This is a genomic window from Plantactinospora sp. WMMB782 (assembly GCF_049179135.1).
GTDB lineage: Bacteria > Actinomycetota > Actinomycetes > Mycobacteriales > Micromonosporaceae > Plantactinospora.
The window spans coordinates 7,588,505-7,611,301 of record NZ_JBMHMC010000007.1; the positions used below are offsets into that span (position 1 = coordinate 7,588,505).

General features: G+C 72.4%; 19 protein-coding genes. 9 read left to right on the plus strand and 10 right to left on the minus strand.

The window, feature by feature from the left end; translation table 11 throughout:
• Positions 1-43: 43 nt before the first annotated feature.
• From ACN28A_RS35875 to ACN28A_RS35885, 3 genes are read left to right on the plus strand one after another with little or no spacing between them, the layout of a single operon-like run.
• Entirely contained in the window at positions 44-733 is a 690-nt protein-coding gene (locus ACN28A_RS35875; RefSeq protein WP_421403151.1) for a hypothetical protein, read from the plus strand.
• Complete coding sequence (locus ACN28A_RS35880; RefSeq protein ID WP_421403153.1) at positions 730-2,844, plus strand: beta-galactosidase; 2,115 nt, start codon at positions 730-732, stop codon at positions 2,842-2,844. The genes ACN28A_RS35875 and ACN28A_RS35880 overlap by 4 nt, the downstream gene beginning before the upstream one ends.
• The gene (locus tag ACN28A_RS35885; protein WP_421403155.1) at positions 2,841-5,003 is read left to right on the plus strand and encodes an alpha-glucuronidase; all 2,163 of its coding nucleotides are present in this window, start codon (positions 2,841-2,843) and stop codon (positions 5,001-5,003) included. Before ACN28A_RS35880 ends, ACN28A_RS35885 begins: the two co-directional genes overlap by 4 nt.
• 155 nt (positions 5,004-5,158) lie before the next feature.
• Here ACN28A_RS35885 and ACN28A_RS35890 read toward each other — a convergent pair whose 3' ends face one another.
• Positions 5,159-6,223 (minus strand): serine hydrolase, encoded by a 1,065-nt coding sequence (locus tag ACN28A_RS35890; RefSeq protein ID WP_421403157.1) that lies wholly within the window; start codon positions 6,221-6,223, stop codon positions 5,159-5,161.
• 229 nt (positions 6,224-6,452) lie between these two features.
• On the opposite strand from ACN28A_RS35890, the gene ACN28A_RS35895 reads away from it, so the two are divergent.
• Together ACN28A_RS35895 and ACN28A_RS35900 are read left to right on the plus strand one after the other, a co-directional pair.
• A complete protein-coding gene (locus tag ACN28A_RS35895) occupies positions 6,453-7,547 on the plus strand; it encodes an NYN domain-containing protein (protein ID WP_421403159.1) in 1,095 nt (364 codons plus the stop codon).
• Positions 7,548-7,617: 70 nt separating this feature from the next.
• Positions 7,618-8,547, plus strand: a complete 930-nt coding sequence (locus ACN28A_RS35900; protein WP_421403161.1) for a diacylglycerol/lipid kinase family protein — start codon at positions 7,618-7,620, stop codon at positions 8,545-8,547.
• Between the two features lie 86 nt (positions 8,548-8,633).
• Here the strand turns inward: ACN28A_RS35900 and ACN28A_RS35905 are convergent, their stop codons facing one another.
• From ACN28A_RS35905 to ACN28A_RS35920, 4 genes are all read right to left on the minus strand, one after another.
• Positions 8,634-9,941 carry a hypothetical protein gene (locus ACN28A_RS35905; RefSeq protein WP_421403163.1) on the minus strand — a complete coding sequence of 436 codons (1,308 nt, stop codon included), beginning with the start codon at positions 9,939-9,941 and terminating at the stop codon, positions 8,634-8,636.
• Between the two features lie 6 nt (positions 9,942-9,947).
• Entirely contained in the window at positions 9,948-10,319 is a 372-nt protein-coding gene (locus tag ACN28A_RS35910) for a hypothetical protein (RefSeq protein WP_421403165.1), read from the minus strand.
• 23 nt (positions 10,320-10,342) lie between these two features.
• The gene (locus ACN28A_RS35915; RefSeq protein ID WP_421403166.1) at positions 10,343-11,221 is read right to left on the minus strand and encodes a copper resistance protein CopC; all 879 of its coding nucleotides are present in this window, start codon (positions 11,219-11,221) and stop codon (positions 10,343-10,345) included.
• 195 nt (positions 11,222-11,416) lie between these two features.
• Complete coding sequence (locus ACN28A_RS35920) at positions 11,417-12,607, minus strand: hypothetical protein (RefSeq protein WP_421403168.1); 1,191 nt, start codon at positions 12,605-12,607, stop codon at positions 11,417-11,419.
• A gap of 321 nt (positions 12,608-12,928) precedes the next feature.
• On the opposite strand from ACN28A_RS35920, the gene ACN28A_RS35925 reads away from it, so the two are divergent.
• Together ACN28A_RS35925 and ACN28A_RS35930 are read left to right on the plus strand one after the other, a co-directional pair.
• A complete protein-coding gene (locus ACN28A_RS35925) occupies positions 12,929-13,672 on the plus strand; it encodes a DUF1345 domain-containing protein (protein WP_421403170.1) in 744 nt (247 codons plus the stop codon).
• 231 nt (positions 13,673-13,903) lie between these two features.
• Entirely contained in the window at positions 13,904-14,902 is a 999-nt protein-coding gene (locus ACN28A_RS35930) for a mechanosensitive ion channel family protein (protein WP_421403172.1), read from the plus strand.
• A gap of 170 nt (positions 14,903-15,072) precedes the next feature.
• Here ACN28A_RS35930 and ACN28A_RS35935 read toward each other — a convergent pair whose 3' ends face one another.
• Together ACN28A_RS35935 and ACN28A_RS35940 are read right to left on the minus strand one after the other, a co-directional pair.
• Positions 15,073-15,492, minus strand: a complete 420-nt coding sequence (locus ACN28A_RS35935; RefSeq protein ID WP_421403174.1) for an ester cyclase — start codon at positions 15,490-15,492, stop codon at positions 15,073-15,075.
• Between the two features lie 311 nt (positions 15,493-15,803).
• Positions 15,804-17,078, minus strand: a complete 1,275-nt coding sequence (locus ACN28A_RS35940; protein WP_421403176.1) for an endonuclease/exonuclease/phosphatase family protein — start codon at positions 17,076-17,078, stop codon at positions 15,804-15,806.
• A 257-nt stretch (positions 17,079-17,335) separates the two neighbouring features.
• Between ACN28A_RS35940 and ACN28A_RS35945 the strand changes: the two genes are divergently transcribed.
• On the plus strand, positions 17,336-18,487 hold the full coding sequence (locus tag ACN28A_RS35945; protein WP_421403178.1) for an NAD(P)/FAD-dependent oxidoreductase: 1,152 nt from the start codon (positions 17,336-17,338) through the stop codon (positions 18,485-18,487).
• Positions 18,488-18,524: 37 nt separating this feature from the next.
• On the opposite strand, the gene ACN28A_RS35950 is transcribed toward ACN28A_RS35945, so the two are convergent.
• Positions 18,525-19,952, minus strand: a complete 1,428-nt coding sequence (locus ACN28A_RS35950; protein WP_421403180.1) for an aldehyde dehydrogenase family protein — start codon at positions 19,950-19,952, stop codon at positions 18,525-18,527.
• 183 nt (positions 19,953-20,135) lie between these two features.
• Between ACN28A_RS35950 and ACN28A_RS35955 the strand changes: the two genes are divergently transcribed.
• Positions 20,136-20,972, plus strand: a complete 837-nt coding sequence (locus ACN28A_RS35955; protein ID WP_421403182.1) for a helix-turn-helix transcriptional regulator — start codon at positions 20,136-20,138, stop codon at positions 20,970-20,972.
• Positions 20,973-21,002: 30 nt separating this feature from the next.
• On the opposite strand, the gene ACN28A_RS35960 is transcribed toward ACN28A_RS35955, so the two are convergent.
• Positions 21,003-21,824: an alpha/beta fold hydrolase gene (locus tag ACN28A_RS35960; RefSeq protein ID WP_421403184.1), complete on the minus strand. Its 822-nt coding sequence runs from the start codon at positions 21,822-21,824 to the stop codon at positions 21,003-21,005.
• A 107-nt stretch (positions 21,825-21,931) separates the two neighbouring features.
• Positions 21,932-22,789 (minus strand): RNA polymerase sigma-70 factor, encoded by an 858-nt coding sequence (locus ACN28A_RS35965; RefSeq protein WP_421403186.1) that lies wholly within the window; start codon positions 22,787-22,789, stop codon positions 21,932-21,934.
• Positions 22,790-22,797: the final 8 nt, after the last annotated feature.

A 22,797-nucleotide genomic window follows, 5' to 3' on the forward strand; every position in this document is an offset into this window, starting at 1 on the left:
CGGCCGCTCGACCTGACCCCGACGGACGCGGGAGGCAGCCGGAATGAACGACAACGCACGGCTCGGCGCCCGGTTCGGCACCGGGCCGCTCTCCCGGGCCATGGCACTGGTCTACAGCCTGCTGGTGGTGGAGCTGCTGCTGGTCCTGACCACCCTGCCCGGTCTGGTCCCGCTCTTCCTGCTGGACCGGCATGCCAGCAACCTGCCGCTTGTCGCGCTCTGCGCACTGCCGCTCGGCCCGGCCCTGTCCGCCGCGCTGTACGCGCTGCGCCACCACCGGCCGGACCTGACCGATTTGAAACCGGCGACACTGTTCTGGCGCGGCTACCGGGCCAACGCCCTGGGCGTACTGGCGATCTGGGTGCCCTGGCTCGCCTGGTTGACGATCGTCGCGCTGAACCTGAGCTACTTCGGCGCGGCCGGGGTGCCCGGCTGGTGGCGGGTGCCGCTGCTGCTGATCGCACTCGGCGCCACCCTGTGGGTCGGGAACGCCCTGGTGATCACGTCGCTGTTCCGCTTCCGGGTCCGGGACGTCGCCCGGCTTGCGCTGCACTTCCTCGGGTACGCCCCGGGGGTGACGCTCGGCAACGCCTGCCTGCTGGTGGTGGCGGCCGGCATCGTCTGGTTCACCTCCGAGGCGGTCCTCGGGCTGCTGGGCTCGGTGCTGGTGCTGGCCCTGCTCCGCAACAGCCGCCCGCTGGTCGGCAAGGTCGAGAAGGAGTTCACCGCGTGAGCCTGCCGATCGTCCCGAAGATCGCCTTCGGCGGGGACTACAACCCGGAGCAGTGGCCGGAGGAGGTCTGGAAGGAGGACCACCGGCTCTTCGACGCCGCCCGGATCGACACGGTCACGCTCGGCGTCTTCGACTGGGCGCTGCTCCAGCCCGCCCCGGACCGCTACGACTTCACCCTGCTGGACCGGATCGTCGAGCGGGCCGGCGCGGAAGGTCGACAGATCTGCCTGGCCACCGCCACCGGAGCACATCCGGCCTGGCTGGCGAGGGCACATCCGGAGGTGACCCGGACGGATTTCGAGGGGCGTCGGCACCGGTACGGGCAGCGGCACAACTCCTGCCCCAGCTCGCCCGTCTTCCGTCGGCTCTCCACCGAACTGGCCCGCCGGATCGCCCGCCGGTACGCCGGCAACCCGGCGGTGGTCGCCTGGCACGTCGGCAACGAGTACGGCGGCGCCTGCTACTGCGATCTCTGCGCCGCCGGCTTCCGGGCCTGGCTGCGCGACCGGTACGGCAGCCTCGACGCGCTCAACGCGGCCTGGTACACCACCTTCTGGTCGCACACCTTCACCGACTGGGACGAGATCGAGCCGCCGTCGGCGCTCACCGAGCACTGGCGCGGGCCGAACCACACCGCCTTCCAGGGCATCACCCTGGACTACCTGCGCTTCATGTCCGAGGCGATGCTCGCCAACTTCACCGACGAGAAGGCGGCGATCCGCGAGTCGAGCCCGGACGTCCCGGTCACCACCAACCTGATGGGGATGTACCGGCCGATCGACTACCACCGCTGGGCACCGCACCTCGACTTCGCCTCCTGGGACAACTACCCGCCGGACGACAACTCCCCGGCCTGGATGGCGCTGACCCACGACCTGATGCGCGGCCTCAAGAACGGCCAGCCGTTCTGGCTGATGGAGCAGACCCCGAGCCACACCGCGTCCCGGGACGTCAACCCGGTCAAGCGCCCCGGGGTGATGCGGCTGTGGAGTTGGCAGGCGGTGGCGCACGGTGCCGACGCGGTCCTCTTCTTCCAGCTGCGTGCGTCCCGGGGCGCCTGCGAGAAATACCACGGCGCGGTCATCGGGCACGCCGGTCGGGACGACACCCGGGTCTTCCGCGAGGTGGCCGGGCTCGGCGCCGAGCTGGACCGGCTCGGCGGAGCGACGCTCGGCGCCCGCACGCCGGCCCGGGTCGCCCTGCTCTTCGACTGGGACAGCTGGTGGGCGCTGGAGATCTCCGACGGCCCGTCCCGACTGCTGCGCTACCAGCAGATCGTGCACGCGTACTACAAGGCACTCTGGACGGCCGGGGTCGACGTCGACGTCGTACCGGTGACCGCGGACCTCACCGACTGTCAGGTGGTGGTCGCGCCGGCCCTGCACATGCTCAAGGGTGACCTGGCGCAGCGGCTGGCGGCGGTGGCCGAACGCGGCGGTTCGGTGCTCACCACCTTCCTGTCCGGCCGGGTCGACGAGGACGACAACGCGTTCCTGGCCGACGTACCCGGACCGCTCGGTCCGCTGCTGGGAATCCGGATCGACGAGTGGGACGCCCGCCCGCCCGAGGTGGTGAACCCGGTACGCCTGCGCGACGCCGAAGCCGGAGCAGCCGGTGGAAGCGCGGGCGAGGTCGAGGTCGAGTCGCGGCTGCTCTTCGAGCTGGTGATCCCGCAGGGTGCCGAGGTGCTCGGCACGTACCAGGCGGACTTCTACGCCGGTACCCCGGCGGTGACCCGGAACAGGCACGGTGCCGGCCACGGCTGGTACGTCGCCGCCGGTCTCGACCAGCCGGGGGTGGACTGGGTGGTCCGGCGGGTGCTGGAACGGCACGACCTGCTCGGGCCGTACGCGGAACTGCCCGAGCTGGAGTCGACGGTGCGGGTCGCCCCGGACGGGACACGGCTGCGGTTCCTGCTCAACCACGGCACCGAACCGATCGAGACGACCGCGTACGCCGCCGGCACCGACCTGCTCGGCGGGGAGCGGATCGAGGCCGGCCAGCCGATCCGGCTCGGCCCGACCGGAGTGCTGGTGCTGCGCGAGGACGCCGCCGGCCCGGCCGGTCGACGGGGAACCGGCTCGCCGGCAGACCGGGAAGGAACACCGTGAACACCCCCGATCCCGCGCCCGTACACCCGGCGTGGTTGCCCCCGGAGGCGTTCCGGGCGATAGGTGGCCGCCGGACCCTGGTCTGCGGCGAGGGCCTGCTGGTGCAGACGGTGTACGACGAGGTGGCGCAGGCCTGCGCCCGCTACGGCGGCACCGTCACCCGGCAACGGGTCGGCGCCGGTACCGGAGGCCGGGCCGGTGCCTCCGGCGGGCCGTACGACCTGGTTCTCGCGCTCGGCACGGGCGGGCCGCTGCCGGCCGGCGCAGCCGAGGTGGTCGCGGAGGCGGCCGGGCCGGGGCCGGACGCGGACGGGGACGAACTCGGGCCGGAGGGTTTCGCGCTGGTCCGGCGGCACGGCGTGACGGTGGTGCTGGCCGACGAGCCGGCCGGGCTGCTCTACGGGCTGTTCGAGGTGGTCCGGCTCGGCGCGGCGGCGTTCGGCGCCGACCGCCCGGCACGGCGGCACCGGCCGGCGATGCGGCTGCGGCTGGTCAGCCACTGGGACAACGTCGACGTGCATCCGAGGATGGGGCAGGTCGAGCGCGGCTACGCGGGCGGGTCGATATTCTGGCGGGACGGTGCACCCCGGCACGACGCCGAGCGGGTACGCGGCTACGCCCGGCTGCTGGCCGCCTGCGGTTTCAACGCGATGACGGTGAACAACGTCAACGTGCACGGCACCGCGACCCGGCTGCTGACCGACCGGCTCGACGACGTCGCCGAGATCGCCGAGCTGGTCCGTCCGTACGGGATCCGGGTGCACCTGTCGGTCAACTTCGCCGCGCCGGTCGCGCTCGGCGAGCTGCCGACCGCCGACCCGCTGGACGGGGACGTGCGGGCCTGGTGGGCCAAGGCCGCCCGGCGGCTGCACGAGACGATCCCGGACCTCGGCGGGTTCATGGTGAAGGCCGACTCCGAGGGGCAGCCCGGCCCGTACCGGTACGGGCGCAGCCACGCCGATGGCGCGAACATGCTGGCCGACGCCCTGGCACCGTACGGCGGGGTGGTGCACTGGCGGGCCTTCGTCTACAACCACCACCAGGACTGGCGGGACCGCTCCGTCGACCGGGCCCGCGCGGCGTACGACCACTTCACGCCCTTCGACGGCCAGTTCCGGGAGAACGTGATCCTCCAGGTGAAACACGGGCCGATGGACTTCCAGGTCCGCGAGCCGGTCTCACCGGTGCTCGCCGCGATGCCGCGCACCCGGCTGGCGGTGGAGGTGCAGGCGACCCAGGAGTACACCGGGCAGCAGCGGCACGTCTGCTATCTCGGCCCGTCCTGGAGCGAGGTGCTGCGGTTCGCGCCCTGGGGGGAGGATGGCCCGACGGTCGCCTCGGTGGTCGCCGGCACGACCGGCCACGGCGCGCCGACACCCTCGACCGGCGGGGACCTGCCGGCGCCGGCCGGGGGTGGAATCGTGGTGGTCTCCAACGTCGGCGACGACCACTACTGGACCGGGCACCCGCTCGCCCAGGCGAACCTGTACGCCGTCGGCCGGCTCGGCTGGGCCCCCGACCTCGACCCGGTGGCCGTACTCGACGAGTGGATCGAACTCACCTTCACGCCGTCGGCGACCGGCGATCCGGAGCTGCTGCGCGGGACGCTGCACGCGCTGCTCGACGACTCGTGGCACACCTACGAGCGGTACACGGCGCCGCTCGGGGTCGGCTTCATGGTCCGGCCGAACACCCACTACGGGCCGGACGTGGACGGCTACGAGTACTCGCGCTGGGGCACCTACCACTTCGCCGACCGGGACGGCGTCGGGGTGGACCGGACCCGGGCCACCGGTACGGGGTTCACCGGCCAGTACCCGCAGCCCTGGGCGGACCGCTACGAGTCGCTGGAGCGGTGCCCGGACGAGCTGCTGCTCTTCTTCCACCACGTGCCGTACCAGCACGTGCTGCAGAGCGGGTCGACGGTGATCCAGCACATCTACGACAGCCACTTCGCCGGGGCGGAGGAGGTGGCCGGGATGGCCCGGCGGTGGGCCGGGATCGCCGGCTCGGGCCTGGTCGACCCGGCCCTGCACGCCCGGGTGACCGAGCGGCTCGCCGAGCAGTTGCGCTCCGCCGAGGAGTGGCGCGACAAGATCAATACCTATTTCCTCCGCAAGTCCGGGGTACCGGACGCGCACGACCGACCGATCTACTGACGCATCCGCCCCGGCGACCGACCGCCGGGGCGGATGCGTCCGCCGGGCCACCGGGGCAGGGCCTCCGGGCCACCGGGGCATTGCGCCCGGGCCACCGGGGGCAGGGCGGAGGGTGGCGCTCGTCCGGCGCACGCCCGCTGCCCGACGCGCGCCGGTCAGCCGCCGCTGACCGGGCGGAACGGGTCGACCGGGTGCCGGGCCTTCGCCGTCCGGTTGGTGACGGTGGCGATCGAGTCGAACATGACCCGGCCGAGCGCCGCGTGCGCCTGCACCGCCGGATGCGTCGCACCGTAGTTGTCCAGGTCGCCCAGGGAGTCGGCGAACATCGCGTACGTCAGCGTCGGCGCACCGGCCGCGTCGAACATGATCCCGGCCTCGTGCCGGGCCGCGCCCAGCTCGTCGTAGTCCGCGCCGTACTTGGTGGCGACCCGGCTGCGCTCTGCCGACGACATGTTGCGGCGTACCCCGTCGTGGTAGCCGTTGATCCAACGCAGGATGCCGAGCAGGAAGTTGGCCGACTTCGGCGTGACGATCGTCTTGTTCGCCAGCCGCCACAGCAGGTCGTGGGTCTCCCGGGGCGTGGTGACTCCGAGGAAGAAGCGGTTCGGGTTGGCGACCGGCTCGACCCGGGTGTGCGTGAAGCCCTTGGCGGCGAGGATCTCGTTGATCTCCAGCGCCGGAACCACCCGCCCGCACATCCGGACGGCGGTGTTGTCCGAGACCAGCAGCATCGCGGTGAGGAAGTTCGCGACGGTGACGTCGTCACCCCAGACGGTGTGCAGGAAGTAGATGCCGGTGCCACCGAGGATGATGTCGGCGGTGAGGTCGAGCTTCTGGTCGAGCCGGAGCTGACCACGGTCGATCTTGTCCATCACCGCCACCGCGACGGCGAGCTTCTGCACGCTGTAGCCGTGGGTCACCCTGTCGACGTCGTCGGCCACGACTGTCTCCAGGGCGCCTGTGGAGTTGACCATCGCGATGTGCGAGTGCCACACCCCACCGGCCCGGGCCTTCTGCGCGGCGTACGCCTGGCGGATCGTGGCCTGCGCGGTGCCGGTCGGCCCCAGCGGCCCGACCGGCGCGCCCGGCCCGGAGACCGGTGCCCGGCCGACCGCCACCGTCGCCGGTGGTGCGGCGACGGCGGGCTGCCCCGTCGCCACCAGCGCGGCGGCCGCCGCCCCCATCCCGATCGCCGCCCGGCGGCTGACGCTCTCCGACACCGTTGCACCCCCGTGATCCATCGACAACTGCCGTGGGCGAGCGTACCGATCGTGATTTCCGGTAACAACCCGGACGGAGTCGACACGGTCGGTGCCGTGCACCGAGGGCGGTGTCGCGTCCCGTCACCGGCCACGATCCCCCCGCCGACCACCCGACGCGGCAGCGCCGCCCGCCGACGCACCGGCGCGGAACGGCCCGGAACGCCTCGCCGGGCGTAGGCTGAACCACGTGGATCAAGAAGACCGGATTGCCCTCTTCCTCGACTACGAGAACCTGGCGCTGGGCGCCCGGGACCACCTCGGCGGCCTGGTCTTCGACTTCCGCCCGATCGCGGACGCACTGGCCGAGCGGGGCCGGGTGGTGGTCCGCCGGGCGTACGCCGACTGGTCGTTCTTCGGTGAGGACCGCCGGATGCTCACCCGGTCACACGTCGAGCTGATCGAGATCCCGCAGCGGATGGGTGCGAGCCGCAAGAACGCCGCCGACATCAAGATGGCGGTCGACGCGGTGGAACTCGCCTTCGAACGCGGTTACCTCTCCACCTTCGTGATCTGCACCGGGGACAGCGACTTCACCCCGCTGGTGCACAAGCTCCGCGAACTCAACAAGCGGGTGATCGGCGTCGGTGTGGAGAAGTCCACCTCGGCGCTGCTGCCGCCGGCCTGCGACGAGTTCCTCTACTACGACCGGCTCGAAGGGGTGGACATCCCGTCGACCCGCCCCCGCCGGGGCCGTCCGGCCCGGCCCACCGGCGCGGAGGCGCCGCAGGTCGAGCCGGACCAGCAGATCGAGCCGGTACCGGAGGCCGCACCGGGGGTCGACGAGCCGGTACGCGACGTCGACACCCTCGCCGAGCTGGTCGCGCAGACCGTGGCCGGGTTGCAGGGCAGCTCGGGCGGGGAGGTCACCGCCTCGACACTCAAGCGCACCCTGCTGCGCAAGGACCCCACGTTCAGCGAGTCCGACTACGGGTTCCGGGCCTTCGGCGAGCTGCTCCGGCACCTCGCCGAACACAACGTGGTCGAGCTGACCGAGGGCCCGGCGAAGGGCGACCCGGGGGTGTCGCTGCCCGAGCACGGAGACCGGGAGGTGGCGTTCGGGCTGCTGCGTACCGTGCTCCTCGACCTGGCCGGCGCGGACGGCCCGGTGGCGCTCTCCGGGTTGAAGAACCAGCTCCGCCGGGCCCGCCCGGACTTCAGCGAGAAGAAGCTCGGCTACCGCAGCTTCCTCCAGTTCTGCAAGGCGGCCGCCACCGGCGGCGCGGTCGAACTGCGGTGGAGCCCGGAGACCGACGACTACCTGCTGACCGCACGCCCCGGGTGACGTTCCGGACCGCCCCGCCCGGCGGGTACGCCGCCGGTCGGGCCGGCGGCTGCCGATAGTGTCTTGGCCCATGCGGTCGAAGCAGGAGCTCGATGCCGCCATCCGGCGGAAGCGCCGGGCGGCGCTGGTGGTCAACGCCCGCTCCCGCCGGGGCCGCCGGCTCTACCAGGAGGCACGGGCCCGGCTGGTCGACGCGGGCTTCACACTGCTCGGCACCTTTCCGACGGACCGCCCCGGTGAGCTGGAGGCGAGCCTGGCCGCCGCCGCCGAACTGGCGCCGGACCTGCTGGCCGTCGGTGGCGGCGACGGCACCATCGGAGCCGCAGCGCGACTGCTCGCACACCGGGACATCGCGCTCGGGCTGCTGCCGCTCGGCACCACGAACAACTTCGCCCGGACCGTCGGCGTCCCGCTCGACCTCGACGCCGCCGTCGCGACGCTGGCCGGCGGAAAGGTGATAGACGTCGACCTCGGGCTCGCCGACGGCATGCCGTTCGCCAACCACGTCGGCATCGGGCTCTCCGCCGACGTGATGGCCCGGGCACCCGCCCGACTCAAGCGGGCCACCGGGCGGCTGGCGTACCCGGTGACCGCCCTGGCGCTGCTCAGCGGACACCGTCCGATCCGGATCAGCGTGCGGGCCGGCGCGGAATCCCGCGAGTTCCTGACCCACCAGCTCTACGTCGCCAACGGCGGCTTCCAGGCCGGCCGGCCGATCACCGCGGACGCGAACGCCGACGACCGGCTGCTGGTGGCGTACCCGGTCGGTGGCCCGACCCGCCGCGACCTGCTGCGCGCCACGGCGCGCAACGCGGCCACCGGACACCGCCGCACCCTCGACGACGAGCCCTTCCTCGCCGCCGGGGAGATCCTGCTCGACACCGACCGACCGGCCGTGGTCGAGGTCGACGGCGAGGTACGCGGCCGGACCCCGATCCGGATCGGCCTCGACGCGAACGCGCTGCGGGTGATGGCCCCCGCCGACACACCCGACCGCTGACGCCGGCCGCGCTGCCCGGCCGCTGACGCCGGCCGCGCTGCCCGGCCGCGCTGCCGGCAGCGACCCGGGCGCGGCGCACGGGCCGCTCAGGCGGCGAAGAGGAGCAGCAGGCCGGCGGTGGTGTAGACGACCATCAGGACCAGCAGCGGCAGTTGTCCGACCACCGCCGTCCGGCGGTCGAAGAGTCGCAACGCCCGGTCGTGCGCGAGTACGGTGCCGAAGACGTGACCGAGGACGATCACGGTCACCTGGAGCAGCGCGGTGCCGGCCGGAGAGGTGCCGAACCCGCTCACGGTCCACGAGCCGGTGCCCAGCCAGTCCGCTCCGGTGCCGAGCGGATCGCTGAGCAGGACCAGGGTGCGCTGCCCTTCGAGCAGGAAGAGGGTGAAGTAGTGCGCGACCAGGTAGCCCACGGCGACCGGCACGATCGAATGGGCCACCTCCCCGGCGCACTCCCCCGCCGGACGACCGCCGAGCCGGCCGGCCAGGCCGGTCGCGCCCAGATAGGCGCCGAGCACTCCCACGACCACCAGGGTCAGCCCGGCCGTGCCGAGCAGCGGGGCCGGCGCCGTCCCGGACTGGAGCACCCGGACCCAGCCCGGGGCGTTGGAGACGCTGTCGTACATGGTGGAGCCGAGCAACACCACCACGAAGGCGACCAGGCCGGGAGCGGGGCGCAGCCCGGCCATCCCGTCCAGCGGGTGCTGCCGGACCAGCGTCCCGTCGCGGCGCCGGGCCAGCACCGCCAGCCGCCCGACGACGGCACTGTAGACCTCGAACGCGTCGCCCCGGTCGAACCAGCGGGACCCGTAGACGACCGCACCGGCAAGCATCGCCACGGCGTACCCGGCGAGCCAGCCGCCGATCACCGGCAGACTCACCCGGTGCGGCGCCACCAGTTCCAGCCAGACGAAGGCGAAGAGTCCACCGGCCGCCGGCCAGTACCCGAGTCCGGGCGGCAGGTCGCGCAGCCCGCGTACCGGATCGCGGCGCAGCGCCAGGCAGGCCAGCAGGTGCAGGGTGCGCAGCGGGTTCAGCGCCGACCAGACCGGGCCGAAGAGCAGCGACAGGGGTAGCAGACCGACCCAGAACAGCACGTACACCAGGCCGGCGGTCGGGTTGTCGGCGGTGTCCGGGCCGAGGAAACCGAGCCCGGCGTACGCCGCGACGGCCAGCCCGACCAGCCGGCAGAGCCACGGCCAGGACCGGGCGGCCACCACCCGCTGGACCGGTGCCGGCAGTGGTCGGGCCGGTTCGGCGCCGAGCCGCGGCTCCCGCCAGAGCACGCCCAGCGCCACGAACGAGACCACCAGGGCGACCAGGGCACCGGCGAGCGCGAGACCGAACGGGATCGGCAGGTCCTGGCGCCCGCCGACGCCGTGCGCGAGCCACAACGCCGGCTACCGGACGACGAGCTGGAACAGTTGCAACTCCTGGCCGTGCGTCTCCACCTCGAAGAGCCCGTCCCGGTCGGCCACGAACTCCACTGTGCCGGCAACCCCGGGTTGCAGGTTCACCGACTTGTCGTACCCGTGCACGTGCACCATGTCGGCGACGTCGCTGGTGGTGGTGATCCGTACCGTCTGGCCCCGGTCCACCTCGACCCGGCCCGGCGGCGGCGAGACGGTGCCGTCGGCGATGGTGACCGTGACGGTCTCGGTTCCGGTGGCGGCCGGTTCACCGTCACCGCAGCCGGTCGGTCCGACCAGGAGCAGCGCGAGCAGTGCGGCGGCGTACGCCGCGCGGTGTCGCCGGGGGTGGGGCGGCATCATGGCGAGGGGTCTCCAGGGGACGGTCAGCGGCGCTTGCGGCGGTTCGAGGCGGCGGCGGGACCGCTCCGGCGGCGCTCCGGCGCACCGCCCTGCCCCCCGGAGCGGGACGCGGCGCCGGAGCGGGTCGAGTTGTTCCGGGGGCGGGTCGAGCTGTTTCGGGGGTGCGTGGCAGGTTTGCCGGCGCGGGCCGGGCGGCGGGCGACGCCGACGATCAGGACGGCGGCGCCGACCAGCAGCAGGACCGGGACCAGCCAGACCGAGGTGGCCAAGCCGTCGTCGTCCTGCCCGGTGCCCGGCGCGCCTACCGACTCCGACGGCGGTGCCCCGGCCGGGGTCGAGGCGGCGGCGGTCGACTGACCGTGTCCGGCGGAGGCGGCCGCGACCAGTTCCGGACTGGGCTGGTCGGTCGGGGCCTGCCAACCGGCGGGGGCGGGCGTGTCCTTGCCGGTGTAGGTGAACTTGAGCTCGCCCTTGACCTCCTCGCCGTCCGAGGCGACCGACTGGTAACGCACCACGTACCGGCCCTGCTCCGGCCAGTACGCCACCGGCACCTGCACGGTGAAGCCGACGTGGTACAGCTGCGGCTGCCAGACGCCGTCGATCCGCTGGTATTCGCGTACCGGCTTCTCCAGCCGGATCTGCGCGCCGGGAGACCAGCGCCGGTCCACTCTCGCCCCGTTCGGCGCCGTCACGGTGAAGTACGCGAAGGACGGTGGTTGCTCGGTGAAGGCCAGCGACACCGACTCGACGGGTGCGGAAAGCGTAGCGCCGTCGGTCGGGGTGGAGACGGCGAGCTGCCCGTGCGCGTACGCCGGTCGGGGGTGCACAGTGGTGGCGGCCAGCGCGACGGCGAGCAGGCTCAGCACAACGGCGACGAGCAGACGCGGTGCCGCACGAACCATCGCGTACCTCGGCTCTCAGGTAGAAACCTCCCGCGAGGCTAGCCGCTTTCGCTGGATCTGAACAGACTTTCAGATGTCCCGACGAAACTTCCCGTACCGGTGTGGTTACCGCCCGGCGGACGGGTCGCACCGGCTCGACGAGGCCGAGCCAGGGTGACTACCGCAGGGCGTCGTTGCCGACAACCGGGCAGGCGGTCAGCGCCACCGGCGGATACGTGCGCCGGTGCGCCGCGACCGGTACCGGGCTGCCACCGGCGGCGTCCGCTCGGCGGCAGACGGGTTCCGCTCGGACGGACTCTGCCCCGGGGAGGGACTGCGCTCGGCGGACGGGCGTTGTGCACCCGTTCTGGACGGCGGCGTTTCGAGTCCGAGATCCCGGACAGCGCTCCGCAGGAAGCCGCCCGCCGCCCGCAGTGCCCCGCTCGCCACCTCACCAACTCGGGCGGCTGCGGCGGTCGCCCCCGGCGGCAGCTGACCGACCTGGTCACCCTGCCGGCCGGTACCGGTGCCGGTCGCCCGGTCCACCACGCGCGCCGCGGCTTCCTCCGCCCGAACCGCACCCGCAGCCGACCGGCTCGCCGCAGCCACCGCGTCCTCACCCGCCCGAACCGCACCCGCGCCCGACCGGCTCGCCGCAGCCACCGCGTCCTCACCCGCCCGAACCGCACCCGCGCCCGACCGGCTCGCCGCAGCCACCGCGTCCTCACCCGCCCGAACCGCACCCGCGCCCGACCGGCTCGCCGCAGCCACCGCGTCTTCGCCCGCTCGCACCGCATCCGCAGCCGACCGGCCAGCCGCAGCCACCGCATCCTCACCCGCTGGCGCCGCTGACACGTCCGACCAGCGCGACTCGGTCACCGGCGGTCCGCTCGGCGGCACGTCGCTGCCGGCCGACCGGTCGAGGGCACGGGTCGCCGCCGCCTGCCACCCGAGGGCCTGTTCGGCGGCACGGTCCAGGCCGGTCACCGCGTCCCGCGCGGTGCGGTTCACCTCTCCCACCGCGTTGTCCGCCGTCCGCAACAGGTTTCCGAGGATCGCCGGATTGCGGTCGATGGTGCTCAACGCCCGGGTCAGGATGCCGGCCAGTTGGTCGAGCCGCACCTTGAGCAGCGCCTCCGCCTCGACACCCTCGATGTCGAGGTCGACCTCTTCGAGGTGGACCCGGACGCCCGCGTCGATCTGCAACAGGTTCGCCAGCCTGGTCCGCAGCGAAAGATCGGCGTCCAGGCCGTGCACGCTGAGCCGGATCTTGTCCACGCTGAGCTGCGGCACATCGAGCAGGATGTCCGGTTCGGCGGCGGACGCCGCCCGCTCGGCCACCGGTGGGCCAACCTCGCCGGTGACAGGGTCGACAGCCGGGCCGACGACGACGGAATCCTCCGGCACGGCGCGCTCCCGTCGCTCACCGCCATATTCCCGGCCGCTCGGACCACCGGTTCGCCAGGCGCCCTGTCGGCCGCCTCCTCCCTGTTCCGGCGGGTCCGCCGCCCGGTTCTCCCGCATCACCTGCCCCTTGCCGTCGACCAGCCCGTCCTGAGCGTCGTTCCCGTCCTGAGCGTCGTCGGCGGGTACCCGATTCCGGGACGACCACGCGTGCCCGGAAGACCAGACCGGCGCCGAGCCGGTTCGCGGTAGACACGGTGTCGTTGGGGGCGGCAAGCCCGGGACGGTGACCGGTGCCGAGAGCTGACCGATCCGATCCGGCTGATGGAGCGGCGGTCGCTGCGGACTCGTCAGGTAGCCGCCGAGGCGGCATGGCTGGGCGGCCTTTCGCCGACCGCCTGGAATCCTGAGTCCATGGGCCAGGTCAAGATGCGATCACCGGACCGGATTATCTCAGTCCGGCGTCTGTCGATCTCGCTGGCCGCCGGCGCCGTCGTCGCCGTGGCGGTCGCGGTGCTCGGGTTCCCCGAGCTGTTTCCGCTGGTTGGTTGGAACGTGGCCGCCGCCGTCGTGCTGGTCTGGGTCTGGCGGATCAGTTGGCATCAGGGGCCGGAGGGCACCGAGCGGCTCGCGGAGGAGGAGAGCCGTTCACGCTCTACTGACAGCGCGGTGCTGATCGCCGCGGTGGCCAGTCTCGGCGCCGTTGCCTGGGCCCTCGTCCACTCCTCGCAGAACCAGGACGCGCTCGCGGTCACCCTGGCCATCGTGAGTGTGCTCACGACGATCCTGTCCTGGGCATTGATGAACACCGTGTTCGCCTTGAAGTACGCACGCATGTTCTATCTTGAGGACGGCGGGATCGACTTCAAACAGAGCGAACCACCGACCTACAGTGATTTCGCCTATCTCGCGTTCACCGTCGGCATGTCTTTCGCCGTGTCGGAGAGCGAGCCGGCCAGTACGCGGATCCGGAAGACCGCCCTCGGCCACGCACTGCTGTCCTACCTGTTCGGCACGGTCATCCTCGCCGTCGCCGTCAACCTGGTGACCAGCCTGGGCGGGGCCTGATCAACCAGGCTCCACGTATCAACCACGCTCCACGTATCAACCAGGCTGCACGTATCAACCAGGCTGCACGTCGCAAGATTCGGCAGCACGGTCGGTCCACGGAGGCGCGACCGTTGGTGATACCCGCCCCTTCCCCGCCGCTCGCTGTCAGGCTGATGCGGTGCCACGGAGTGAGGAGCCGCGAAGGATGGACACCAGAACCGCAGCGGACGGGATCCCTTGCGCCCGGCATTGATCGTACTGACCGCGGTCGGCACGGCCGTGCTGGTGGACCTGTTGACCGGCGTGCTGGTCCGCCGGTTCGCCCGTGGCCGCTACCAGTGGCTGCTGACCCCCCTGCGCCACGCCTGCCGCCGCCCGACCACGGTGGTGCTGCTGCTCGCGGCGCTGTACTTCGCGCTGCCCTCGGACGGGGAAGGATGGATCCGCGGGATCCGCCATGTCATCCTGCTGCTGCTGATCGCCAGCGCCGGATGGCTGGTGGTCAAGGCTCTACACGTCGCCGAAGGCGTCGCGTTCAGCCGACTGCCAGGCGAGACGGTCACCGACCGCAGAATCCGCCGCGCAAGGACCCAGATCCGACCCGTACGCCGACTGACCTCAGCAGTCGTCATAGTAGTGGCGATCGGCCTGATCCTGGTCACCTTCCGGCCCGTACGCACCTTCGGGATCACCTTCCTGACCTCCGCCGGCGTGATCGGCGCGGTGATCGGCCTGTCCGCCCGGACCGCACTCGGCAACGCCTTCGCCGGCATCCAGGTCGCCTTCGCCGACAGCCTGCACGTCGACGACGTACTCGTGATAGACGGCGAATGGGGCCGGGTCGAGGAGGTGAAACTGACCAACGTCGTGATCCGGCTCTGGGACGACCGGATGCTCGTCCTACCCACCACCTACTTCACCGAACACGCCTTCCAGAACTGGACACGGCACGAAACCCGGGTGGTCGGCGAAATCCGCATCCACCTGGACCACACCGCCGACCTGGACGACCTCCGACAGGAGACCAAACGCCTCGTCGAATCGTCACCGCTGTGGGACCGGCACCAGTGGGTCCTACAGATGGTCGACACCACCCCACAGACCGTCGTCATCCAGATCCACGCCTCCGCCGCAGACGGACCCAGCGCCTGGGACCTCCGCTGCGACCTACGCGAGGGACTTCTCCACTACGTACGGAACACCCATCCGCAATGGCTACCCCGCACCCGTGGCGAGTACCACCCCTGAGACCCGTCCAGCCGTAGCGGGCAAGGCCGCGACGGGCATGAGCCAGGCGAAGGTCTGCTCGACCGGGTCACGCTGGGGCCGCGACTGCGGTTGCGTGGGATGCGGAACCGCCACTGACCCTCGATACCCGAAGGTCAGCGGCGGTCATCGCGCGGTGCCAGGTCGGCGGGTCAGCCGGCGAGCTGCCGCCGCACCGTGTCGGCGTCCATGAGATACCACATGAACTTGAACCGGCCGTCCTGGACCTGGTAGAAGGCGGTCTCGGCGAACTCCACGGATGCCCCGGTGGGGGCCAGGCCGTTCCACTGCGCGACCGGCGTGCCCGTGTCGATCAGGCGGGCGGCCACCCGGTCACCCTCGATGACGAGGTCCTGGATCTCCCAGTGGAAGTCCGGCACGGCGTCGGTGTGCCTGTGGAACTCGGCCACCATGTCGTCGCGCTTGACCGGGGTGCCGTTGAGGATCACCTCGTCGTGGGCGAACTCGGCCATGCGGTGGAACTCGCGCTTGTTCGCCAGTTCGATGTACCGCAGGTAGAAGTCGCGCAGTTCCTCGGTCGACATGCCCGAACTCTTCGCGTCGGAACTCATGATCGATCTCCCATTTCGTTGGCGCCGACCGGTGCGGTCCAGGCGGCTGTTCTGCCTGGCAGACACGGCCGACGTGCTTTGCCGCTCGGCTGTGCAGCAACCGTAACAGGGTTTTGTACCGATCGGTCGGTGGCCTGCGTCACGATCTGTACCGAGCGGTACGAAGGTCCGAGAGCACGTGGTCCGCGCCCCGGGCCGCCTGGGTTGATCGGCAGTCAACTCCCCACGACGCACCACCGACACATCGACAACGACCAACCTTTCGCAAGATCGGAAGGACGCCCCCAGGTCGCTGCTGACCAGGTATTCCTTCACACTCCGCGCGACCGGACGCGCAGGTCCAGCCAGACCAGCCGGTGGTCGGAGCTGGGAAACGGGAACGTCCCGGTCAGCCGCGCCAGCGGATCGCCGGCCACCGGCCAGAACACGCCCCCGCCGCGTACCTCCAGGTCCCGGGACGGCAGCACGTAGTCGGCGCGGAGGTTCCCCGGCCCCGGTACGTCGGCGAAGTCGGCCGTGTCGTGCACCGGCTCGCTGCGGTGCGTCGTGTTGGCGCCGCCCTGCACGGCAGCCGCCTCGGCCGCACCCGCGCTGCCCGGCACGAACCGGTCGTCGATCCACCGGTGGTCGAGGAGCTGCCGTGCGGCGTCCGGAAGGCTGTCCCCGTCGTTCGGGTCGGAGTTGAGGTCCCCGGCGATCACGAACTCCGCGCCGGGGCGCAGCCCGCCCCGCCGTCCCCGGTCGTCGTAGATGTACCGTCCGGCGCCCGGCCGGACGTAGTCGGCCCAGAACCGGATCTCGTCGAAGTTGCGCCGCCCGTTGCGGTCCTCCGCGCCGTCGAAGACCGGCGGCGTGGGGTGGCTGACCAGGAAGTGCACGGTACGCCGTCCGAGCTGGACCGGCAGGTCCCAGTGACTCTTCGAGGAGAGCCGGACCGCGGCCAGCTCCGCCGGGGAGTACCAGTCGGCCGGCGTCGAGGTGTCCGGGTCGTCCGGCAACAGCGCGCCCGGCATGTCCCTCCAGCGGAACTCCTGGAAGGTGCGGGCCTGCCGGAGGTCGATCGGATAGCGGGAGTAGACCACCATGCCGTACTGCCCGGGGAAGGCACCGAAGCCGAGGGCGTCGTCGCCGTACCCGGTGGTGCCGGGCTCGGTGGCGAGCACACCGTCGTTGTTGAGGTCGAAACCGGAGGCGATCCCGGTGTTGCTCGGCGCGACGAACCGGTAGGGGTATCGGACCGGCCGGGCACCGTGCTGGCCGACCGACAGGTAGTTCTGCTGGAACAGCCGCGCGGCCACCGGGTCGAAGTCGAACTCGTTGATCAGCAGCACGTCCGGCCGGGTGCGTTGCACGATCTCGGCGATCGTCCGGGCCTGCGCGTCGCCCGGGGTGGAAAGGTCGGAGCGCAGCGCGCCCTCGGCGCCACGGTTGAGGGAGGCGTTGAACGTGGCGAACCGCACCGTAGCGGCGTCGCCGTGTGCCGTCGCCGGCGACGCGGCAGCGGGCACCCCGGCAACGGCGACGGTGACGGCGAGCAGGCCCGCCCGGACCGCGTACCGGCCGGTTCGCCCGGAACTCCAGGACATGCTTCCTCCTTGACGTTGATCTCCGCCCGCGTGTCTATCGTCGGGGCCCGAGCATCCGGTGACCAGGGCGTGAAATCTGGGCGTCCTGTCGCGCACCGGCCCCCGGACGTCGGCGTCGTGGCCGACCGAGCCGCGCGGCACCAATCCCGCCGCTTCGACCGAACGTGGCATGTGGACCTGGCGGCCCGTCGGCGAGAATCGGCAGCAGGCCGCGCACCCGTCCCGGACGGAATTCCACGGAGAGGGGAACGATCAGCATGGTCACCCGGGTGGTCGTGATCGGAGCCGGAGTTTACGGCGCGGCGGTCGCCGCCGGGCTGACCCGCCGGGGCGCCCGGGTCACCGTCGTCGACGCCGGTGCGCCGGCCGGCGGCACCTCCGGGGCGACGTTCTCCTGGACCAACTCCTGTGGCAAGCAGCCCCGGGCCTACCACGAGCTGAGCGTGGCGAGCATGGCGGCGCACCGCCGGCTCGCGGCCGAGGCGCCGCAGGGCGACTGGTACCACGAGGGCGGCAACCTGGAGTGGGCCGACGGCGACGACGCCCGCGCCGAACTGCGGGCGAAGGTCGAGGGCGTCCTCGACTACGGGTACGAGGCACGGTGGCTGGACCGCGACGACGTGCTCCGCCTCGAACCGGAGATGGCTCCGGCCGAACTGCCGCCCGACCAGATCGCCTTTTTCCCCCGCGAGGGCTGGGTCGACCCGGCCCGCCTGGTCGGGCACCTGCTGGCGACCGCGGTCTCCGGCGGTGCAGAGGTCGTCCGCGACGACGCCGTCACCGGCCTGGAGGTCGACGGTGCCGAGGTACGCGCGGTGCGGCTCGCCTCGGGACGCCGGCTGCCCGCCGCCGCCGTGGTGAACTGCGCGGGGCCGCGGGCCGGCCAGGTCGCCGAACTCGCCGGGCTCGCGCTGCCGATGCGCAACACCCGTGGCGTACTCGTCTACACCTCGCCGACCACCGTCACGGTCGCCCGGGTCGTGCACGCCCCACACGTCCACCTGCGCCCCGACGGGCGCGGGCGGCTGCTGCTGCACAGTCCGGAGATCGACGACGCGGCGCAGCCGGCCACCGACGGCGGGTACCAGGTGCCCCGACCGGCGGTGGACCGGGTGGTCGAGGCGGGGAGCCGGCTCTATCCCGGCCTCCGGGACGCGACCGTCCGGGATGTACGGGTCGGCGAACGGCCCATCCCCGGTGACGGCCTGCCGGTGCTGGGCCGGGCGGGCCGGCTGCCGAACTTCCACTTCGCCGTCTCGCACAGCGGCGCGACCCTGAGCGTGTACGCCGGTGACCTGGTCGCGGCCGAGGTGCTCGGCGAGGACCGGGACGCGGAGCTGGCCCCGTACCGGTTCGACCGGTTCGACCAGTTCGACCCATCCGACCGGCCCGACCCGTACGCCGGCTGAGGCGGGTGCACCGGCAGCCGTCCCGGTCCGGCCGCGGTCAGCGCTGGATGGCCTTGGTCTCCAGGAACTCCTCCAGCCCCGCGCGACCGAACTCGCGGCCGTTCCCGGACTGCTTGTAGCCGCCGAACGGGGCGAGTGGGTTCCAGTGGCCACCGTTGACGTCGACCTGGCCGGCACGCAGTCGCCGGGCGATCGCCAGCGCGTGCTCCGGCTCGCCGAAGACCCCGCCGGTGAGGCCGTACACGGTGCTGTTGGCGATCTCGACCGCCTCGTCCTCGTCCGCGTACGGGATGATGGTCAGCACCGGTCCGAAGATCTCCTCCTGGGCGATCGCCGAGTACGGGTCCACGTCAGCGAAGATCGTCGGCCGGACGTAGGCGCCCTGCGGCAGCCCCTCCGGTCGGCCGGGACCGCCGAAGACCAGCGTCGCCCCGTCGGCGACCCCCCGCTCGAGGTAGCCGTGCACCTTCGCCCGGTGCTCCTCGGAGGCCATCGGGCCGATCCGGGTCGCCTCGTCGGTCGGCTCCCCGACGACGTACTCCCGGGCCGCGGCGACCGCCAACGCCACGACCTCGTCCTGCCGGGACGCCGGTACCAGCATCCGGGGCCAGGCTCCGCAGACCTGGCCGCCGTTGGCGAACGCCATCTGCACACCGGCCCGTACCGCCGTGGGCAGGTCGGCGTCGTCGAGGATCACGTTCGCGCCCTTGCCACCCAGTTCCAGCGCGACCCGCTTGACCGTCCCGGCCGCGACGGCGGCGATCCGCCGGCCGGCCCGGGTGGAACCGGTGAAGGAGACCATGTCGATGTCCGGATGGGCGGAGATCGCCTCCCCGACCACCGCGCCGGTGCCGTAGACGACGTTGAAGACCCCGGCCGGCAGGCCCGCCCCGGCGGTGACCTCGGCGAGGATCCGCGCGGTCAACGGCGCGACCTCGGAGGGCTTGAACACCATCGTGTTCCCGGCGACCATGGCCGGTGCCAGCTTCGAGACGATCTGCTGTAGCGGGAAGTTCCACGGGGTGATCGCGCCGACGACGCCGATCGGCTCGCGTACCACGAGCGAGTTCCCGATCTCCTCGGTCCAGGCGAAGTCGGCGGCCAGCGCGGCGAAGGACTCCGCGACGGCGACCGGGAAGCCCACCTGGGCGGTCCGGGACATGCCGATCGGGGAGCCCATCTCGGCGGTGACGGTGACGGCGATCTCCTCGGCCCGGTTCCGCAGGCCCTCGCCGATCCGCCGGACCACGGCGGCACGCTCGGCGGGCGGGGTGGCCGCCCAGCCGGGGAAGGCGGCCCGGGCGGCGGCCACGGCCCGGTCCAGGTCGGCGGCGGTACCGGCCGGCACCTCGGCGACGACCTCCCCGTTCGCCGGGTTCAGCACCGCGATGGTCGCCGACGATCCGGCCGGGGTCCATCCGCCGCCGATCCAGTGGCCCGGTGCAGCAAGTGTCGATCCAGTCATGGATCCGAGTCTTGGCGGCCTGACCCGGCCCAGCCAGGGACAGTCGATCCCCGGACACCCGGAATCCGGTCGACGCAAGGATTGTTGTCCCGGTCGTGCGCTCGCCGGGCCCGACGTACGGGAGATCGGCTAGGACGACGACGACAACCGGACGACGACCGGAGCGGGGAGGGGACAGCGCGGATGGACCGGGACCGGCTCGCCGAGTTCCTCCGGAGTCGGCGCGAGGCGCTGCAACCGGAGGACGTCGGCCTGCCCCGCGGACATCGGCGGCGCCGTACCGGCGGGCTGCGCCGCGAGGAGGTCGCCGCGCTCAGCGACATGTCGGCCGACTACTACGGCCGGATCGAGCAGCGGCGTGGACCGCGCCCGTCGGCACAGCTGCTCGCCGCGATCGCCCGCGGTCTGCGGCTGTCGCCGGAGGAACGGGACCACCTGTTCCAGCTCGGCGGACATCCGGCACCCCGGCGGGTACGGCGGGCCGAGCACGTCAACCCCGGCATGACGCGCATCTTCGACGGGCTCGGCGACGCCGCCGCCCAGGTGGTCAGCGACCTCGGCGAGACGCTGCGGCAGACCCGGCTGGCCACCGCGCTGCTCGGCGACCAGACCCGGCACACCGGGCTGGCCCGGAGCCTGCACTACCGCTGGTTCACCGAACCGGACACCCGGCGCGTCCACCCCGAGGAGGACCATCCGCGGCACAGCCGGCTGCTCGTCTCGGACCTGCACCGCGCGTACAGCCGGGCCGGGCGGGACTCCCGGGCCGGTGAGATCGTCGAGGGGCTGCTGGTCCGGAGTACGGAGTTCGCCGCTCTGTGGCAGGAGCATCCGGTGACCGGCCCGTACTGCGCCCCGAAGCGGATCAGGCATCCCCGGCTCGGCCTTCTCGAACTGCACTGTCAGGTGCTGCTCGATCCCGACCAGTCCCAGTCGCTGCTGGTCCTCACCGCCACCCCGGGCAGCGAGAGCGCGGAGAAACTGCGCCAGCTGTCGGTCGTCGGCGGTCAGCGGTCCTGACGCCGGCCAGGGATTCGACGGCGGGCGGAGTCAGCTTCGCAGGAAGGCGAGCAGGTCGTTGTTCACCTGGTCCTGGAGGGTCGCGGTCAGCCCGTGCGGCGCCCCCTCGTAGTAGATCTCCTGGGCGTTCGCGATCAACTGTGCGGTCTTCCGGGCCGAGTCCTTCACCGGGACGACCTGGTCGTCCTCGCCGTGCATCACCAGGGTCGGTACGTCGAACCTGGCCAGGTCGTCCCGGAAGTCGGTTTCGGAGAACGCCTTGATGCTCTCGTACGCGTTCTTCGCGCCGGCCTGCATGCTCCAGAGCCAGAACTGGTCGAGGATGCCCTTGGAGACCGTCGCCCCAGGCCGGTTCGCCCCGTAGAACATCTGGGCGAGATCCTGGTAGAACTGCGAGCGGTCGGCGGAGAGCTTGCTGCGCAGTTCGTCGAAGACCTCGACCGGCAGGCCCTCGGGATTGTCCGGCGTCTGCACCATGATCGGCGGCACGGCGGAGATGAGCACCGCCCTTGCCACCCGACCGGTGCCGTGCCGGCCGATGTAGCGGGCCACCTCACCGCCGCCCGTCGAGTGGCCGACCAGCGTCACGTCGGTCAGGTCCAGCGTCTCCAGCACGGCGGCGAGGTCGTCGGCGTACCCGTCCATGTCGTTGCCGGAGGACGCCTGTCCGGACCGGCCGTGCCCCCGGCGGTCGTGTGCGACGACCCGGAAGCCGTGCTGCGCCAGGAACAGCAACTGGCCGTCCCAGGCGTCCGCGCTCAGCGGCCAGCCGTGCGAGAACACCACGACCGGACCGGAGCCCCAGTCCTTGTAGTAGATCTCGGTGCCGTCCTTCGCCGCGACGAAGCCCATCTCTCCCCCGTACGTCGTGATCGTTGCCCGGCCGTGCGGCCTGTCGTACCCGATTTAGGCACAGGCCGGGCAACCCGCAGGGCGATTTGCCGGAATCCCTCCGGCGGTCAGGCGGGCGGGCCGGCGAACTGGCCGAGCTTGTCGGGGTTCAGCACGACGAACAGGCGCTCGATCCCCCGGCCGGTGGTCGCCAGGGCGAGCAGGGCCTGCGGGGTACCGTCGGCGGCCGCCACCAGCAGGCACTCCGCCCCGTTGGCCGGGACGAGCCGGAGCACCGACTCGTGCCAGTACTTCCGCAGCACGTTGTCCAGGAAGTTCGTGACCCGGGCCGCGCCGGAGACGTCCCGGCGCGACGCGTGCACCCGTCCCCCGCCGTCGGAACGCGCGACCACGTCGTCGGCGAGCAGCCGCTCCAGGGCGGTCAGGTTCCCGCCGTCGGCCGCCGCCAGGAACGCCTCGACGAGTCGCCGGTGCTCGGCCCGGCCGACCGGCGCCGACCGCCCCGAACCCAGGTGCCGGCGGGCCCGGCTCAACAGTTGCCTGGCGTTCGCCTCCGACGTCGCCAGGACCTCGGCCACCTGCCGGTGGGTGTAGTCGAACGCCTCCCGCAGCACGTACGCCGCCCGCTCCGCCGGGGCGAGCTTCTCCAGCAGCAGGAGTACGCCCAGCTCCAGCCCCTCCGCCCGCTCGGCGCCCAGCGCCGGATCGGCGGCGGTGTCCACCGGCTCCGGCAACCACGGCCCCGGGTACGTCTCGCGACGCGCCCGGGCCGCCGTCACCGCGTTGATCGCCAACCGGGTGGTCGTGGTGGTGAGGAACGCCTCGGGGTTGCGCACGTTCCGGCGGTCCGTCCGCTGCCAGCGCAGCCAGGTGTCCTGCACCACGTCCTCGGCGTCCCCGACGCTGCCCAGCATCCGGTAGGCGATCCCGAACAACCGTCCCCGAACGGCCTGGAAGTCCGCCAACTCATCGA